Raw genomic sequence first — 17,643 nt, 5'->3', positions numbered from 1 at the left:
AATGCATTAGATGGCATTGTAATTCCATGCCGCAGACACGGTGAAAACGATAAGATTGACAGACAGGAGTTCCACAATGAAAAAGTTAATTCTGGCCGCTATTCTCGCCACCTTTGCCGCCGGTGCCAGCGCAGCAGATAAAATCAGCTTTGGCGCGTCTGCTACCTATCCGCCATTTGAGTCGCTGGATGCCAACAACCAGATCGTAGGCTTTGATATCGATTTGGCGAAAGCACTGTGCAAGCAGATGCAGGCCGACTGCACCTTCACCAACCACGCGTTTGACTCGCTGATCCCGGCCCTGAAGTTCAAGAAGTATGACGCGGTGATCTCCGGCATGGACATTACGCCAGAGCGTAGCAAACAGGTCTCCTTTACCGACCCGTACTACGCCAACTCGGCGGTGGTGATCGCCAAGAAAGACGCGTTTAAATCATTTGACGATCTGAAGGGCAAACGCATCGGCATGGAGAACGGTACGACCCACCAGAAGTACCTCCAGGATAAGCACCCGGAAGTGAAGACCGTGGCCTATGACAGCTACCAGAACGCGATCCTCGACCTGAAAAATGGCCGTATCGACGGCGTATTCGGGGATACTGCGGTAGTGAACGAGTGGCTGAAGAGTAACCCGCAGCTGGGTACCGCTACGCCGAAAGTGACCGATGCGCAGTACTTCGGGACCGGCCTGGGTATCGCGGTGCGTCCGGATAACAAAGCCCTGCTGGAAAAACTGAATGCCGCCCTGAAGGCCATCAAAGCCGACGGCACCTACCAGAAAATCAGCGATCGGTGGTTCCCGCAATAATCACGGTATAATTGCCTACGCCGGGTGGCGGCTCCGCCTTACCCGGCCTACTCGACTACTTTACTTCCCGCACCAACAACGTTAACACCTCATAATGCGCCGTATGCGGGAACATATCGAACAGTTGCACGCGTTCGATGCGGTATCCTGGCAGCGCGCGAATATCTTTCGCCATCGTTTCAGCGTTGCAGCTGGAGTAAATAATCCACTGCGGAGCCATTGCGCTCAGGTAGTCGCACAGCGGCTTACCGATGCCGCGCCTCGGCGGGTTCACCACCACCAGATCCGGCACCGCCCCCTGCCCTGTGGCGAACGCGGTGGAATCCAGCGCCTGAAAATGCACATTATGCAGACCCAGCTCTTCAGCAGACTGTTTCGCGCAGGCGATGGCCTCCGGAGCAATCTCAATTCCGGTTAGCGTCATCTCCGGCGTCGCGCAGTGCAGGCCAAAACCGCCCACGCCGCAGAAGAGATCCCACATGTGCGTCACCGGCAACGCCCGCACCCAGTCGCGAGCGGTGGCGTAGAGGCTCGCCGCTACGCTGGGGTTGGTCTGGAAGAAGCTCTGGGGGCGGATCCACAGCGGCACGCCGTTAAAGCGCTCCGCCAGCGCCCGCTGGTCGGTGAGCCATATCTCCTGCTCCCCCTCCATAATCGCCATATGCACCGGCTGGATATTTACCGAGATCACCTTCAGCTGCGGCAGTTCGGCCTGCAGCGCAGGCAGCGCGGCGCGAAGCTGGTCGAGCTTGGCCTCTGAACGCAGCACAAAGCGCAGCATCAGGCCGCCGTCGAGCTGGCTCTCGGTGAGCAGGAGGTACTTCAGCTCTCCGCGTTTGCGCGCCACGTTATAGGGCGTCAGGCCCGCCCGGGCAATAAAGGGCTTCAGGGCGGCGAAGACCGGGTAGAACGACGCCGGATAGAGCGGGCAGCCGGTGAGATCCTCCGGCGAGCCGTCGCGGTGCAGCATCCCCAGCAGCGGTTTCTCCACGCTGCCGCTCACCACCATCTTGGCTTTGTTACGGAACCCCTGCTCCGGCCCGCTGACCGGCGTGCACCACTCGGCGACGGGCAGACCGTCCAGCAGCGCATGCAGGCTCGCCGTCTTGGTGGCAAGCTGTTGCGGGACCGGCTGGTCGATCCATTGACAGGAGCGACAGCGACCGGCGTCATAAAGGGCGCACTGCATGATAGAAACCTTCTTTTTTGCGGGGCGGGGATTGTACCACCGTTACTGGAAGCGGAAAAAGCGTCTGCAGGGGGATGGGATAAACAGCAGGCCAAGCACCAGCATATCCGGCAGCTTTTGCATTACCAGCGAGCGGAGAATTTCCCGTTTCGAGCCACCGGCAATGCTGAACAGCTCCGGGTAGCCGTAACCCAGCGAGGCCGCCCACAGGTAACCTGCGGCCACCACCTGGGTCAGGAGATAGAGCCAGCGCGCCCAGTTGCGGCCTTTGATGACCGAGAAGGCGCAGAGAAATTCGAGGAACAGCAGCAGCAGGCTACCGAGAAAAATCAGCGTCAGGTTCCACGTCTGGGCGCTGCGGTGGATAAAGTCCATCGTCCCGCGTAGCCCCAGCAGGTTAAACAGCAGCAGCAGGTCGAGGCAGCGGATCGCAATAATAGCGATAGCCGCGACCTGAACCAGCGCCGGCACGTTTAGCCGCGCATGACCCTGCTGCGTTTTATTGAAAAATCCCACGGCGTAGCCTTCCCTGCGAAACGATGCCGCGACCGGCGCGGCATCAGTGACCCATGACCTCAGCAAATAGTAGTGGGATCAGCCCTGCCTTGCACGCTGGATATCGCGCGTTCGCTGCTTTTCTGCACGCGCCATCAACAGCCAGGCGATAAAACCAACAATACCCACCACGCCGAGGATAATCGACGCCAGGGCGTTGATCTCTGGATTTACCCCCATGCGTACGCTGGAGAAGACCAGCATCGGCAGCGTTGTGGCCCCCGGCCCGGAGACAAAGCTGGCGATCACCAGATCGTCCAGCGACAGGGTAAAGGCCAGCAGCCAGCCGGAGATCACCGCGGGCATGATCATCGGCAGGGTGATGATAAAGAAGACCTTCACTGGCGTAGCACCGAGATCCATCGCCGCCTCCTCAATGGAGCGATCCAGCTCGCGCAGGCGGGAGGAGATCACCACCGCCACGTAGGCGGTACAGAAGGTCACATGCGCCAGCCAGATGGTGAGCATCCCGCGATCCGCAGGCCAGCCAATGGCGTGGGCCAGGGCGACAAACAGCAGCAGCAGCGACAGGCCGGTGATCACGTCGGGCATCACCAGCGGGGCAGTGATCATAAAGGCAAAGCCATTGGCGCCGCGAAAGCGTCCGAAGCGCACCATCACTACGGCGGCGATGGTCCCGAGGATCACCGCCATCGTTGCCGCGCAGGCGGCAATGGTCAGGCTCAGCCCTACCGCGCTCATCATCGCATCGTCATGGAACAGCTCACGATACCAGCGGGTAGACCACCCGGCCCACACCGTCACCAGCTTCGAGCTGTTAAACGAGTAGACCACCAGCATCAGCATTGGCGCGTAGAGGAAGGTAAACCCGAGAACCAGGATCAGGATCCGCCACGGAGAGCGCACTACCGGTAAATTGTTCATGCGTGGTCTCCCGTCGCCTTGCTCTGATGTTTATGGAACCACATGATCGGCACGATCAGCAGCAGCAGCATGATAATGGCGACCGCCGAGGCCACCGGCCAGTCACGGTTGTTAAAGAACTCCTGCCACAGCACGCGGCCAATCATGATGCTATCCGGGCCGCCGAGCAGCTCCGGGATCACGAACTCCCCCACCGCCGGGATAAACACCAGCATCGAGCCCGCAATAATCCCGCCTTTAGTCAGGGGCACGATCACGCTAAAGAAGGTCTTCAGCGGGCGGGCACCGAGATCCAGCGAGGCTTCCACCAGCGAGTAGTCGATGCGCGTCAGGGCGGTATAGATCGGCAGCACCATAAACGGCAGATAGGCGTACACAATGCCGATATAGACCGCGAGGTTGGTGTGCAGAATGGTGAGTGGCTGATCGATGACCCCCAGCCACAGCAGGACGTTATTCAGCACGCCGTTGTTTTTTAAAATCCCCATCCAGGCATAGACGCGGATCAGGAACGAAGTCCACGACGGCAGGATCACCAGCAGCAGCAGGATGTTGCGCGTCGACGGCTTGCTGTGCGCCACCGCCCAGGCCAGCGGGTAGCCCAGCAGCAAGCAGCAGATCGTCGAAATGCCCGCCACCTGCAACGACTGCAGGTAGGCCTCAACGTAGAGCGGATCGTCCGTGAGCTGGAGGAAGTTCCCCAGGTTAAGGGTGATCGAGAGCTGGCCATCGGCCCACTCCATCAGATCGGTATAGGGCGGGATCGCTCGCGCCATCTCGGCCAGGCTAATTTTAAAGACGATCAGAAACGGCAGTAAAAACAGCAGCGACAGCCAGATGTAGGGCAGCGCGATCACCAGCTTGCGCCCGTGCTTCATCTGCATCCGCGCCAGCCAGAGGGTAAAGCGGGACGTTTTTTCTACGCGGGCCGGGGGTTCTAATGTGCTCATCACCGCTCCTTAAACCGTTAGCACAACGCAGCTGTCGGCATCCCAACAGAGACGGACTTCGTCGCCCCACGTCGGCTGGCCTTTGCGGTAGCGATGCTCGTTCTGCAGCTGGGCGCTGATCATCTGTCCGCTCTTCAGGCGAACGTGGTAGATAGAGAGATCGCCCAAATAGGCAATATGCACCACTTCTCCCACGGCAAAGTTGAAGCCGTCGGCAGGTGGCTCGTCGCAGAGCATGATCTTCTCCGGGCGCAGGGCCACGTAGACCGGTACGTTGTCCACCACCGACGCGTCGGCATCAACCTTCAGGGGATGCATCAGCCCCGGCGAGTCAATCACCAGACCATCCTCCTGGCGCTCCTTCAGCACGCCTTCAAAGACGTTCACCGAGCCGATAAATTCCGCGCTGTAGCGGGTGGTCGGATGCTCGTAGATCTCCTCCGGCTCGCCGATCTGCACAAACTTGCCTCGGTTCATGATCGCGATACGCCCGGCCATGGTCATCGCCTCTTCCTGATCGTGGGTGACCATCACGCAGGTCACCCCCACTCGCTCAAGAATATCGACCACTTCCAGCTGCATCCGGTCGCGCAGCTTCTTGTCCAGCGCGCCCATTGGCTCGTCGAGCAGCAGCAGCTTCGGCCTCTTCGCCAGGCTGCGGGCCAGGGCCACGCGCTGACGCTGGCCGCCAGAGAGCTGGTGCGGCTTGCGCTTAGCAAACTCGCTCATGTGCACGAGGCCCAGCATCTCCGCGACCCGGCTGGCTATCTCCGCCTTCGGCAGCTTGTCCTGCTTCAGGCCGAAGGCGATGTTCTGCTCTACGGTCATGTGCGGGAAGAGCGCGTAGGACTGGAACATCATATTGATGGGGCGCAGGTAGGGTGGCACGTGGGACAGATCGACGCCGTCGAGCATAATCTGCCCGGTGGTGGGCTGTTCGAAGCCCGCAAGCATACGCAGCAGGGTCGATTTCCCACAGCCGGACGCGCCCAGCAGAGCAAAAATCTCACCCTTGTAGATAGTCAGGTTGACGTCATCCACGGCGTGTTGACCATCAAACGATTTGGTCAGGTTACGAATTTCCAGCAGCGGCGTCAGCGCCTTACGAGGTTTCGCCTGTGGGCGGGGGGTTGCGTCATTCACGGGGTGCTCTCCGGCATACAGATAAACAGGTGCAAATGCACTAAAACGGTGCCTGATCTCCGGTGGCGCGAACGCCACCGGAGAGGGTCTTATTTACCGCTCTTCACTTTGGTCCACGCGCGGGTTCTCACGCGATCGATTTTCGGCTCCTGCACCTTCAGGGTAAAGAGCTTGGCGAAGACATCTGCCGGTGGGAAAATCGCCGGGTTATCGCGAACTTCAGCGCTGATCAGCGGCACGGAGGCCTTGTTGCCGTTAGCATAGAAGACGTGGTCGCTGATGTGGGCGATAACGTCCGGACGCATCAGGTAGTTGAGGAACTGATAGGCTTCCTCTTTATTTTTGGCATCTTTTGGCATGGCGAAGACGTCAAAGAAGGCCAGCGCCCCCTCTTTTGGAATGATATAGGAGACGTTAACGCCGTTTTTCGCCTCTTTCGCGCGGTTCGCCGCCTGCCAGACATCCCCTGCCCAGCCAATCGCCACGCAGATATCGCCGTTGGCCAGATCGTTAATGTACTGGGAAGAGTGGAAGTAACGGATATTTGGCCGCAGCTTCAGCAGCAGATCGGTGGCCGCGCCGGTATAGTCATCTGCCTTGCTGCTGTTGGGATCTTTACCCAGATAGTTCAGCACGGTGGCGAAGATCTCTTCCGGCGCATCGAGGAAGGAGACGCCGCAGCTTTTCAGCTTCTCAAGGTTCTCCGGTTTCATAACCAGATCCCAGCTGTCCACCGGCACGTCGCCCAGTACGGCCTTCACCTTATCGACGTTATAGCCAATGCCGGTGGTTGCCCACAGGTACGGCATCGCATATTTGTTCTCAGGATCGTGCTTGGCTACCATCTTCAGCACGTCTGGATCCATGTTTTTCCAGTTCGGCAGCTTGCTCTTATCCAGCGGCTGGAACACGCCTGCGGTCAGCTGGCGCTCCAGGAAGCTGGCGGAGGGGACGACCAGATCGAAGCCGGTGCTGCCCGCCATGAGTTTGCCTTCCAGCACTTCATTGGAGTCAAACACATCGTAAACAACTTTAATACCGGTCTCTTTTTCAAAGTTTGCCACCGTATCCGGGGCAATATAGTCAGACCAGTTATAGACGTGCAGCGTCTTCTGCTCGGCGGCCAGCGTGCCGGCGGAGACCGCCATCAGCGCGCCTGCTACCAGACCGGACAACCATTTTTTATTCAGGGTGGTCATATCTCATTCCTTCTGGAAAGTTCGTGAATAGACGAACTAAATGTACGCATTAAAGATATGCAAGAATCGTGCATACTTTATCACTCTGCACAGCATCGGGTATGAGACGCCACCCGGCAGACGCTGCAAGCTTTTTAAAGCAGCGCAAGAATAACTGTAGCCAGGGTTAGAGGCTATAGGTCAGGTTAAAAACCGGGTTTTATCAATTTTTTATTCACTATTTGTCTATACGATAGCCCGATAGCGCCATCATGGCGGTGAATAAAACTGGTGGGAGGCAGAAAATGCAGAATAAAAGCGGGGAAGAATGCAGCCGCTATGGCAGCGACTGCGCTAATGACGTCAGGCTTTAGTGAAGAAAATTGCGCACCGTTTCACCGACAGCGGCCTCGTCTTCCTCGGTATTAAACAGCAGCTGCTGCGCGCAGACTTCGAGGATCACCATGGAGACCTGCTCCTCGCTGTGACGCATAAACCAGGCAAACTGCTTCAGATTCACGCCAGGGGCGGCGAACAGCGACTGGCACACTACCAGCTTCGGCAGATTATCATCCTGAATATCGAGGAAGGCTTTGATCGTCAGCGAGCTGGCGTTAATTGCAGAGAGATCGGCCGCCAGCGCCAGCAGCGCCGTGGGCTTGACCTCTGCCATCGCTGAGAAGAGAACAATATCATCAACCAGATCGATTTTGGCGTCGTAGATGCCGTCAAAGTTTTGCATATGCGGCAGGTGTAGCGCCTGGCAGGTGTCACACTCATAAAAACTAATGCCCAGCTCGTCAAGCCAATGACGCAAGGTGTCCAGACTGGGTACGACGAGTGAATCCATAATAGGGGGTGACCTCTGTAAAAAAATTTGCGGGCATAGCTTACGCAAAAAACGCCCTGTATACCATTTATACTGCCGGAAAAGCGCCTAGCCGCCCGTTTTCAGACAAAAGCCGGGGGTGGCCTGCTGCTCGATCCAGGCGATCATCCGCCCGGCGATGTCCACCCCTGTTGCCTTCTCGATGCCCTCCAGGCCCGGCGAGGCGTTCACTTCCATCACCAGCGGCCCGCGATCGGCGCGTAGAATATCGACCCCCGCTACCTCCAGCCCCAGCGTGCGCGCCGCCAGCAGGGCGATCTCCCGCTCGCGTAGGGTGATGTTGGCCTCCGTTGCCACGCCGCCGCGGTGCAGGTTAGAGCGGAAATCCCCCTCTTTCGCCCGCCGCTCGATAGCAGCCACCACCTCATCCCCTACTACGAGACAGCGAATATCGCACCCCTTCGCCTCTTTAATATACTCCTGCACCAGGATGTGAGCATTGAGACCGCGAAAGGCATCGATCACGCTCTCTGCCGCCTGGCGCGTCTCCGCCAGCACGACGCCGATGCCTTGGGTTCCCTCGACCAGCTTGACCACCAGCGGCGCGCCGCCGACCATGTCGATAAGATCGCTGGTGTCATCCGGCGAGTGGGCAATGCCGGTGATCGGCAGATCGATCCCCTGGCGCGCCAGCAGCTGCAGCGAGCGCAGCTTGTCTCTGGCACGGGTGATGGCTACGGACTCGTTGAGGGGATAGCTGCCGAGCATTTCAAACTGACGCAGCGCCGCCGTGCCGTAGAAGGTAATGGCCGATCCAATGCGCGGGATCACCGCATCAAAATAGGGGAGCTGACGGCCCTGGTAGTGGATCGAGGAGGCTGCCGGGCTGATGTTCATATAACAGGAGAGCGGATCGAGGATCTCGAGGGTGTGGCCCCGCTGTACCGCCGCGTCACGCAGCCGTTTACACGAATAGAGCGTTCCATCCCGGGACAATATGGCAATTTTCACCCTGCACCTCTCTACAATAACGGTGTCGCAGCCGCATCACTATCATACACGCAGCGAGACGCAGGATGAACGGGATTTATCGCCTCGCCCTGGTTTGGCGAAACATAGCCTTTTGGCATCGAAACGACAGGTAAAACCTTCTTTCTATTACCGGAGGTAATCGGCATCATAGCCCTGGTCGCTGTCTGGTTTAACGTTAAGGAGAGAGTATGTTTGCTGTAATCTTTGGACGCCCCGGCTGTCCCTACTGCGTACGCGCAAAAGAACTTGCAGATAAACTGAGCACCGAGCGTGACGATTTTAGCTATCGCTATGTCGATATTCATGCGGAAGGGATCACCAAAGCCGATCTGGAAAAGACCGTTGGCAAACCGGTTGAAACCGTGCCGCAGATCTTCCTCGATCAGAAGCACATCGGTGGCTGCACCGACTTTGAAGCCTATGCTAAAGCGCATCTGGGCCTCTTTGCCGAGCAGTAAGCACGCCAGGGGGCGTTAGCTGCGCCCCCGTCTTCCCAACAGGCTGCGAATAAAGAGATAGCAGAGCGCCCCCAGCGCGCACCAGAACACCGCGCTAAACAGCCACGCCATCTCCTGCCAGACTGAACGTATCGGCGTGATAAAAAACAGCATCAGCACAAAGCAGACCGTTGCCCCCAGCATCGCCCCGACTACCGGCAGCACCACGCGACGCTTTGTCGAGACAAAGCTGGCTACCGCGCCGGGAATGATAAAAAAGAGCAGCCCCAGCTCAGGATGGCCAGCTTGCTGAAATGCCCCTCTCACGTTCAATATATGTGACAGGTAGACCACAATAAAAAGCAGGAAGCAGCAAAAAGCGCCCGCCCAACCACGTTTAGACTTCAAATAATCCTCCTGACATCGTCTCTATCGAACATTTCTTCGCCCCAAAGGAACGTCCGGTTTGATAAAGCAGTGTGGCAATCCCTGCCCAAAAAGCACCCACGCGAATGCACGATTCTTAGCTAGCCGTTGTTTATCAATACGATTAAACTACCGGCCTGATCTGTTTTGCGATTATTGTTTTGTTTTGCTGCAGCGCGACCTTCAGGCCCGCTGAGTTAAGGAAAACATTAGCGTAAATCACTATTTCTTTCAACAGCTTACTAGTAAACAAGAAGTTAGCCTCCGTGAATATAAACGTCGCAGATTTGTTAAATGGGAATTACATACTGTTATTATTTGTGGTGCTGGCGTTAGGCCTGTGCCTGGGAAAATTACGGTTAGGTTCAGTACAACTCGGTAATTCCATTGGCGTTTTAGTGGTTTCGCTATTATTAGGCCAGCAGCATTTCGCCATTAACACTGACGCCCTCAATCTCGGCTTTATGCTGTTTATTTTTTGCGTCGGCGTAGAAGCCGGGCCGAACTTTTTTTCGATTTTCTTTCGCGACGGCAAAAACTACCTGATGCTGGCGCTGGTGATGGTTGCCAGCGCGCTGCTGATTGCGCTGGGGCTGGGCAAACTGTTTGGCTGGGATATTGGCCTCACCGCCGGGATGCTGGCTGGCTCGATGACCTCTACGCCGGTGCTGGTGGGCGCGGGCGATACCCTGCGCCACTCCGGGATGGCCGGTGACCAGCTAAGTTCCGCTCTCGATAACCTGAGCCTCGGCTACGCCCTGACCTACCTTATTGGCCTGGTTAGCCTGATCTTCGGCGCGCGCTATATGCCGAAGCTACAGCATCAGGATCTACAGACCAGCGCCCAGCAGATTGCCCGCGAGCGCGGCCTCGACACCGACGCTAACCGCAAAGTGTACCTTCCGGTGATCCGCGCCTACCGCGTGGGGCCGGAGCTGGTGGCCTGGGCCGACGGTAAAAACCTGCGCGAGCTGGGCATCTACCGTCAGACCGGATGCTACATCGAGCGTATTCGCCGCAACGGCATTCTGGCCACCCCGGACGGCGATGCGGTTTTACAGATGGGAGATGAGATTTCGCTGGTGGGCTACCCTGACGCCCATGCCCGTCTCGACCCTAGCTTCCGTAACGGCAAAGAGGTGTTTGACCGCGACCTGCTCGACATGCGCATCGTCACCGAAGAGATCGTGGTGAAGAACCACAACGTGGTGGGCCGCCGTCTCGCCCAGCTCAAGCTCACCGACCACGGCTGCTTTTTAAACCGGGTGATCCGCAGCCAGATCGAGATGCCAATCGACGACAGCATCGTGCTCAACAAAGGCGACGTGTTGCAGGTCAGCGGCGACGCGCGACGGGTGAAAACCATCGCCGACCGCATCGGCTTTATCTCGATCCACAGCCAGGTCACCGACCTACTGGCGTTCTGTGCCTTCTTTATCGTCGGCCTGATGATCGGCATGATAACCTTCCAGTTCAGCTCATTTAGTTTTGGCATCGGCAACGCGGCAGGTCTGCTGTTCGCCGGGATCATGCTCGGTTTCCTGCGTGCCAACCACCCGACCTTTGGCTACATCCCGCAGGGGGCGCTGAACATGGTGAAGGAGTTTGGCCTGATGGTCTTTATGGCGGGCGTTGGCCTGAGCGCCGGGAGCGGTATCGGCCACGGTCTGGGCGCGGTGGGCGGACAGATGCTGGTGGCCGGGCTGCTGGTGAGCCTGGTGCCGGTGGTGATCTGCTTCCTGTTCGGCGCGTACGTGCTGCGCATGAACCGCGCTCTGCTCTTCGGCGCGATGATGGGGGCCCGTACCTGTGCCCCGGCAATGGAGATCATCAGCGACACCGCGCGGAGCAACATCCCCGCGCTCGGCTACGCGGGCACCTACGCCATCGCCAACGTGCTGCTTACCCTGGCCGGGACGCTGATCATCATTATCTGGCCTGGCCTCGGATAACTCTGAAGATAGGCGGTTGCGCAAAAAAATTTCTGGCACTACGCGAACTTTTTATAGAAGTGCCAGTCATAACTAGTGCCACTGCTTTTCTTTGATGTCCCCATTTTGTGGAGCCCATCAACCCCGCCATCTTTGGTTCAAGGTTGATGGGTTTTTTGTTTTTTGGGGATGGCGATTCTGACTAAATGTTTACACAGGTATCTTTGTTCTGCTTTGTTAAGCAAAACGTATAGCGGCCTACTAGCGCTAAAGCGATACCCAGTACGACATTGAGCATTTGCTAAAATCTTAAGATAGCCTGATTCATAGCAATGTATGCTATAGATTGTGCTTGTCTCACTACTTGTAACTTTTGACATTCACAAATTTAACAAAGGTAAATCCAATATTTTAACATAACTTATAAATAACTTACTGATATTTGTATTTAATAAGTTCCCTATACATATTGCTAAAAAGCTCGATTAGTGCATTAATGAATCCGTACCACATTAATACTTTTAGGGCAATTAAAATGTTAAGGGATCACGATGACTTTGTTATCATTTCAAGAAGCTATATTAAATTCTAGCAGCCAAAATAAAAGACATTTGTTACTGGGAAACGGATTTAGTATAGCATGCCGCCCAAATATTTTTCTTTATGGCAAATTATTTGAACAGGCTGATTTCTCAAATCTTTCACCGTCAATTACTCAGGTATTCAAAGAGTTAAGAACTGAAGATTTTGAAAAAGTCATTTCGGTTCTCTCTGATTCAGAAGTAGCACTTAGAGCCTATACAAACGATGAAAGTTTATTAGCTACTTTAAGAAATGATGCTTCCTCCTTACGCGAATTACTAGTGCAAACTCTTGCGGTTAGCCATCCTGGCTGGCCAGGTGAACTTACGGAATCAGAATATCAGCACTGTAAATCATTTTTAGAAAACTTTAATACTACATATACGCTTAATTATGACTTATTACTTTATTGGGTTTGTATGCATATATCGGAAGGAGAGCATCCAAGTTCAGATGATGGATTTCGCAAACCTGAAGATAATTATGATGCTTCATACGTCACATGGGAACCTGATAATAATAGAAATCAAAACCTGTGGTTTTTACATGGCGCTTTGCATCTTTATGACGCTGGTTACGAAATGCGGAAATTCACATGGAGCAATACTAGTATAAGATTGATAGAGCAGATTCGAGGTGCTTTGAATAAAAATCTTTTCCCAATATTTGTTTCAGAAGGTAAAAGCTCAGAGAAGCTAGAAAAAATCAGACATAATGATTATCTAGCAAAAGCTCTACGCAGTTTTAGTAGTATAAGTGGTTGTTTATTTATATATGGTCATTCGTTAGCAGACAATGATGAACATATACTTACTAAAATTGAAACTGGAAAATTACGCCAACTCTATATTGGGATTTATGGAGATCCAGGATCTCCGTCTAATATGCAGATAATTAATAGGGCAAAACGAATGAGCCTTAATAGAAGCAAAAAAAACCTTGAGGTTTTTTTCTTTGATGCTCAAAGTGCGAACGTTTGGTCATCTTGAGAAGACAAATTTTCATTTACCTAAAAATGGATTTTAATATAAGAAACAAAGGGGTTGTTAGGGCTCCCCTTATACAATATTGCTCGCAGAATAAATTGTTCATGTTTTATACATTAATCAAATTTTTTCTCTCGGAAAAAACATTCTAAGAACTTTTAATTATTGAATATAGATCTAGATATAATATAGTATTTTCTTCTCATCGCATATCTTTAAAAATTACCACTTGATAAAGACTGGAACCAAAACTTATCTTTCCGTTAACATGAACATCTAAGATGCTCAATTACTTTACTGATTGTATTAACATTCGCGAATGTATTAATAATATACTTTAAATGCTATTTTTAAATCCGCGCTCTTATATTTGCTTCAACCCTCAATTCTATAGGGGTATGATCCGTTAAAAATTGCACAAGGAACAGTTGTTAATGGATGTATCACTAATAGCGAATGCTGTAGTAAAAGGTGTCGTATCCCTCCCCTGTGACTTTTATTTAGGGCTTGAAAGAACATTTCAGGATCTTAATCTTTCCGATGGAGGCTACCGAATACAGAGGCGTAACTTCAATGATGATAGACGGGTTTTACTAGCTATCAGAGCGTTAATCAGAGATAGAAATACCATCATTCAAGTCGCGAAAATTATTATCAACGACGTTCTAAGCCATCTGCCAGAACCAGCACTAAAAAAGATTCACGAAGCCCTTATTGCTAGCGCAACAACCATGAGCTCACGTACTGCTCTACAAATAAGTATTTCATCTTATCTCGGTGTGAAAGTACTGAGCGGCATGATGGCAACCTTTATGACTCGACTTGCAATAAAGGGCCTAACTGGGGTTATGTTTGGGGGCATTATTACTCAAGGGGTGATAGCACGAGCATGTGATGCTTCGCGAAGATTAAGTCTTGAAAACCCTCGACTTTGGAGGATCCTCTATATACATAATTATGATATGCTCTATTTTCTGCTCGAGAAACCTTTACAACATTTTATTGCAATGGGAGAAGTTTTACGTAAAAATCCAGAAAGAGCAGAGGAACTAGTACATGCTATCGAACATATTGAAATTAATCATTAAATTCACCTCGGAACTCTTCGGCACACTCATCCTAACTGCTACTATTTTTGGTATTTTTTATACTGCTTTCCTTAATGAAGGCATAATGCGAATAATAGGTCCCCTTATCGCATTGGCCGTGGGCATTGCTGCTTATGTTGTCATTATGCTTATTGCACAAAAATTAGCCAAAAATAGTGATAGCCCAAAATCCGATTGAGTTCAGTAATATGGGCTCGGTTCTAACCCGCCCGGCGGCACTGACGTTTGCCGGGCCTACGGGCTGGAACCTCCGACATCTCCCCTGCAATCCTCGCCAAATCTTGCTACTGTTAACCGACGCCAAAACCATAACGACAGATAAGACGCTATGACCTCCTCTTCTCGCTCTGCCCTTAATCATCGCCTCTGGGCTCTATTTACCTTCTTCTTTATCCCTGGCCTGCTGATGGCCTCCTGGGCATCGCGCACCCCGGCGATCCGCGACCTTCTGTCGGTTTCTACCGCCGAGATGGGCGCGGTGCTGTTTGGCCTCTCCATCGGCTCAATGAGCGGCATTCTCTCTTCCGCGTGGCTGGTCAAACGCTTCGGCACCCGCAACGTTATTCGCGCCTGCATGGCGCTGTCGGTCTGCGGCATGATGGCGCTGAGCCTCGCCCTGTGGTTTGCCTCGCCGCTGCTGTTTGCCATCGGGCTGGCACTGTTCGGCAGCAGCCTTGGGGCAGCCGAAGTGGCGATTAATATTGAAGGCGCGGTGGTAGAGCAGAAGATGAACAAAACCGTGCTGCCAATGATGCACGGCTTCTACAGCCTCGGCACGCTGGTGGGCGCGGGTATTGGTATGACGCTCACCGCCTGGGGTGTGACCGCCACGCTGCACGTTCTGCTGGCCGGGCTGGTGGCCATCGTGCCCATTCTGATCGCCATTACTGCTATCCCCGACGGCACCGGACGCAACGATGCCAGCGATACGCAGAAAAAGCAGAAAGGGCGTCCCTTCTATCGCGATACCCAGCTGCTGCTGATTGGTGTGGTGGTACTGGCTATGGCCTTTGCCGAAGGCTCCGCCAACGACTGGCTGCCGCTGCTGATGGTGGACGGCCACGGCTTTACCCCCACCTCCGGATCGCTGATCTACACCGGCTTCACCCTCGGCATGACCGTCGGACGCTTCACCGGGGGTTGGTTTATCGATCGCTATAGCCGCGTCACGGTGGTGCGGGCCAGTGCGATTATGGGCGGGCTGGGGATCGCGCTGATCATCTTCGTCGACAGCGCGTGGGTAGCTGGCGTCTCTGTTCTGCTGTGGGGCCTGGGGGCGTCCCTTGGCTTCCCGCTGACCATCTCTGCCGCCAGCGATACCGGGCCGGACGCCGCAACCCGCGTAAGCGTGGTGGCGACAACCGGGTACCTGGCGTTTCTGGTGGGGCCGCCGCTGCTGGGCTTCCTGGGCGAGCACTACGGCCTGCGCAGCGCCATGATGGTGGTGCTGGCGTTGATGGTGGTTGCGGTCATCGTGGCCCGGGCGGTTGCGAAACCGGGCCAGGATTGCACTAACCGTTCAGAGAGCGCCCCACCGACCGGTCCTTAAGGAAGATCACCATCAATCCCAGCCAGAGCAGGCCGTTGAGCAGGTTGAAGAGGCTAAACAGCCCTTCGCCACCGCTCAGGTAAGCGTGCTTGCTCAGCTCGATACCAACGGTAAATATCGCCATCTGTAACATGCCCATGGCGGCGGATACCGTTCCTTTGCTGATATCGCTGGCAAACAGCGTCAGGCGTACCAGCCCGGCGTTAGCGAGGCCGATCCCGAACGCGTAGAGGCTCAGTCCGGCGGTCATCCACAGGTAGGCGTGAGAGGAGACCATTGTCGCCACGGCTGCCAGCAGCAGTCCGGCAACAATTGGCCAGCCGCCCATGATGATCAGCGACCGCACGCTGCGCCGCGAAGTCAGCCGGGCCAGCACGAGGTTACCCGCAATCAGCGCGCCGAAGATCGGCACCTGCAGCAGGCCGTACTCATAGCTGCTCATCCCTTCGCCGCTGATAATAATGATCGGCGACTGGGCGATCCACGCCAGCAGCGGCAGGCTGACAAAGCCCGTCGCCAGCGCACCGGCGACGAAGCGACCATTTTTCAGCACCGCTTTATAATCCCGGCCCAGCTCTTTCAGGGAGAGCTTCTCCCCAAGACGGGTAGCGGTCTCCGGCATCGCCCGTTGCAGGCCAAAGAAAGCGATGGCCGCCAGCACTGCGAAAAGCACAAACATCCCCTCCCAGGGGGCAATGTTCACCCACGCGGCTCCCACCAGCGGGCCAAGCAGAGGGGCGATTAGCGCCACGTTCGCCATCAGGGCAGTGATTTTGATGCACACCGCCTCCTCAAACGACTCCTGGATGGCGGCATAGCCCACCGCGCCGATAAAGCAGAGGCTCACGCCCTGCAAGAAGCGCAGGAGAGTGAACTGCTCAATGTTCTGCGCCAGCAGAGTTGCCAGACAGGTGACAATAAACCACACCACCCCAGTGAGCATTACCGGACGGCGGCCAATGCGGTCCGACAGCGGCCCGAGCAGCCACTGTAAAAACATCCCCCCGGCCAGATAGGCGGTCATGGAGGTGGGCACCCACTCGATGCCAGCATGATACTGCGCAACCACGGCCAGCATCCCCGGCTGGATCATGTCGTTGCCGATATAGGTTGAGAACTCGTAGAGCACCAGGCACAGGGGAAACATCAGTGCCTGGCGGCCTAAACGGCCTCTGGAAGATGAACGATTTTGCATGTAGCCTCTTTATCCTTAAGATCGCGCAGAGTGTAGTGAAAACGTCGCCCTGGCGGTAGTGAATTCTCTGTGGCAGCGCACGTTTAATACGCTTTAAATGCTTAAGGTTTGTTTAAGGTACGCGCTGCACAATGGGTGCCCTCTTTTACGGTCAACAGGAGTGACGACACCCCATGCTGGAAAATCTCAACCACACGCTTTTTTACTGGCTGAACGCCACCCCTGATTCCCCTTCCTGGCTGATTGCCTTAGCGATATATATTGCCAAGGATCTGATTACCCTGCTGCCGCTGCTGGTGATGGCGCTGTGGCTCTGGGGCCCGCACGCTCGGGTGAGCGCCCAGCGCCAGCTGGTGATCAAAACGGTAATGGCGCTGGTGGTAAGCATGAGCCTCTCCTGGTTGACAGGTCATCTTTTCCCCCACGAAAGACCCTTTGCCCAGAACGCGGGCTATAATTTTTTACATCACGCGGCGAACTACTCCTACCCCAGCGATCACGGTACAGTGGCGTTTACCTTCGCGCTGGCGTTTCTGTTCTGGCATCGGCTCTGGTCTGGCTGCGCGCTGCTGGCCATCGCGTTGAGCATCGCCTGGTCACGCGTCTATTTAGGCATTCACTGGCCGCTGGATATGCTGGGCGGATTATTGATTGCCCTCAGCGGCTGCCTGGCCGCGCAGATGCTCTGGCAGGTTTGCGGGAGGGGTGTGCTGCGGGCCCTGCACCTCGTCTACCGCCGCTGTTTTGCTCTGCCTATCCGTAAAGGCTGGGTGCGTGGGTGACTTAACCTGGCCGCGCAGGTAATATTGGACGCCCTGCCCCAGGCAGGGTTTTACTAATGTGCCAAGGATAATGCGCC

General features: G+C 54.9%; 17 protein-coding genes. 7 read left to right on the top strand and 10 right to left on the bottom strand.

Annotation, left to right across the window (positions count from 1 at the left end; genetic code table 11):
- The first annotated feature begins 76 nt into the window (after positions 1 to 76).
- Complete coding sequence (gene artJ, locus NR795_RS02870; RefSeq protein WP_144813098.1) at positions 77 to 808, top strand: arginine ABC transporter substrate-binding protein ArtJ; 732 nt, start codon at positions 77 to 79, stop codon at positions 806 to 808.
- Positions 809 to 863: 55 nt separating this feature from the next.
- On the opposite strand, the gene rlmC is transcribed toward artJ, so the two are convergent.
- From rlmC to rimK, 8 genes are all read right to left on the bottom strand, one after another.
- Complete coding sequence (gene rlmC, locus NR795_RS02865) at positions 864 to 1,997, bottom strand: 23S rRNA (uracil(747)-C(5))-methyltransferase RlmC (protein WP_257757044.1); 1,134 nt, start codon at positions 1,995 to 1,997, stop codon at positions 864 to 866.
- A 42-nt stretch (positions 1,998 to 2,039) separates the two neighbouring features.
- Positions 2,040 to 2,513 (bottom strand): YbjO family protein, encoded by a 474-nt coding sequence (locus tag NR795_RS02860; RefSeq protein ID WP_144814620.1) that lies wholly within the window; start codon positions 2,511 to 2,513, stop codon positions 2,040 to 2,042.
- Between the two features lie 78 nt (positions 2,514 to 2,591).
- Positions 2,592 to 3,437, bottom strand: a complete 846-nt coding sequence (potI, locus tag NR795_RS02855; protein WP_144813105.1) for a putrescine ABC transporter permease PotI — start codon at positions 3,435 to 3,437, stop codon at positions 2,592 to 2,594.
- Positions 3,434 to 4,387: a putrescine ABC transporter permease PotH gene (gene potH / locus NR795_RS02850; protein WP_222890013.1), complete on the bottom strand. Its 954-nt coding sequence runs from the start codon at positions 4,385 to 4,387 to the stop codon at positions 3,434 to 3,436. The genes potI and potH overlap by 4 nt, the downstream gene beginning before the upstream one ends.
- A 9-nt stretch (positions 4,388 to 4,396) precedes the next feature.
- Positions 4,397 to 5,530: a putrescine ABC transporter ATP-binding subunit PotG gene (gene potG, locus NR795_RS02845; protein ID WP_144813112.1), complete on the bottom strand. Its 1,134-nt coding sequence runs from the start codon at positions 5,528 to 5,530 to the stop codon at positions 4,397 to 4,399.
- A gap of 89 nt (positions 5,531 to 5,619) precedes the next feature.
- Positions 5,620 to 6,729, bottom strand: a complete 1,110-nt coding sequence (gene potF / locus NR795_RS02840; protein WP_222890012.1) for a spermidine/putrescine ABC transporter substrate-binding protein PotF — start codon at positions 6,727 to 6,729, stop codon at positions 5,620 to 5,622.
- Between the two features lie 349 nt (positions 6,730 to 7,078).
- Positions 7,079 to 7,558: a YbjN domain-containing protein gene (locus NR795_RS02835; RefSeq protein WP_257757043.1), complete on the bottom strand. Its 480-nt coding sequence runs from the start codon at positions 7,556 to 7,558 to the stop codon at positions 7,079 to 7,081.
- Between the two features lie 87 nt (positions 7,559 to 7,645).
- Positions 7,646 to 8,548: a 30S ribosomal protein S6--L-glutamate ligase gene (gene rimK / locus NR795_RS02830; RefSeq protein WP_144813123.1), complete on the bottom strand. Its 903-nt coding sequence runs from the start codon at positions 8,546 to 8,548 to the stop codon at positions 7,646 to 7,648.
- Positions 8,549 to 8,757: 209 nt separating this feature from the next.
- On the opposite strand from rimK, the gene NR795_RS02825 reads away from it, so the two are divergent.
- Entirely contained in the window at positions 8,758 to 9,027 is a 270-nt protein-coding gene (locus NR795_RS02825) for a GrxA family glutaredoxin (protein ID WP_042395364.1), read from the top strand.
- A gap of 15 nt (positions 9,028 to 9,042) precedes the next feature.
- On the opposite strand, the gene NR795_RS02820 is transcribed toward NR795_RS02825, so the two are convergent.
- Positions 9,043 to 9,414 carry an inner membrane protein YbjM gene (locus NR795_RS02820; RefSeq protein ID WP_144813126.1) on the bottom strand — a complete coding sequence of 124 codons (372 nt, stop codon included), beginning with the start codon at positions 9,412 to 9,414 and terminating at the stop codon, positions 9,043 to 9,045.
- A 284-nt stretch (positions 9,415 to 9,698) separates the two neighbouring features.
- Here NR795_RS02820 and NR795_RS02815 point away from each other — a divergent pair, with 284 nt between their 5' ends.
- The 4 genes from NR795_RS02815 to NR795_RS02800 all read left to right on the top strand — a co-directional run bounded on the left by NR795_RS02815 (position 9,699) and on the right by NR795_RS02800 (position 15,589).
- A complete protein-coding gene (locus NR795_RS02815; RefSeq protein ID WP_144813130.1) occupies positions 9,699 to 11,384 on the top strand; it encodes an aspartate:alanine antiporter in 1,686 nt (561 codons plus the stop codon).
- Positions 11,385 to 11,914: 530 nt separating this feature from the next.
- On the top strand, positions 11,915 to 12,934 hold the full coding sequence (locus NR795_RS02810; RefSeq protein WP_257757040.1) for a DUF4917 family protein: 1,020 nt from the start codon (positions 11,915 to 11,917) through the stop codon (positions 12,932 to 12,934).
- Between the two features lie 431 nt (positions 12,935 to 13,365).
- Positions 13,366 to 14,019 carry a hypothetical protein gene (locus NR795_RS02805; protein WP_257757039.1) on the top strand — a complete coding sequence of 218 codons (654 nt, stop codon included), beginning with the start codon at positions 13,366 to 13,368 and terminating at the stop codon, positions 14,017 to 14,019.
- A 349-nt stretch (positions 14,020 to 14,368) separates the two neighbouring features.
- A complete protein-coding gene (locus NR795_RS02800; protein ID WP_257757037.1) occupies positions 14,369 to 15,589 on the top strand; it encodes an MFS transporter in 1,221 nt (406 codons plus the stop codon).
- Here the strand turns inward: NR795_RS02800 and NR795_RS02795 are convergent.
- A complete protein-coding gene (locus tag NR795_RS02795; RefSeq protein ID WP_257757036.1) occupies positions 15,552 to 16,784 on the bottom strand; it encodes an MFS transporter in 1,233 nt (410 codons plus the stop codon). The genes NR795_RS02800 and NR795_RS02795 overlap by 38 nt on opposite strands.
- Before the next feature lie 173 nt (positions 16,785 to 16,957).
- Between NR795_RS02795 and ybjG the strand changes: the two genes are divergently transcribed.
- A complete protein-coding gene (gene ybjG, locus NR795_RS02790) occupies positions 16,958 to 17,566 on the top strand; it encodes an undecaprenyl-diphosphate phosphatase (RefSeq protein WP_144813144.1) in 609 nt (202 codons plus the stop codon).
- Positions 17,567 to 17,643: the final 77 nt, after the last annotated feature.

Source organism: Pseudescherichia sp. L3, from assembly GCF_024656065.1.
Lineage (GTDB): Bacteria > Pseudomonadota > Gammaproteobacteria > Enterobacterales > Enterobacteriaceae > Pseudescherichia.
This window is presented reverse-complemented; position numbering and strand designations above follow the sequence as displayed.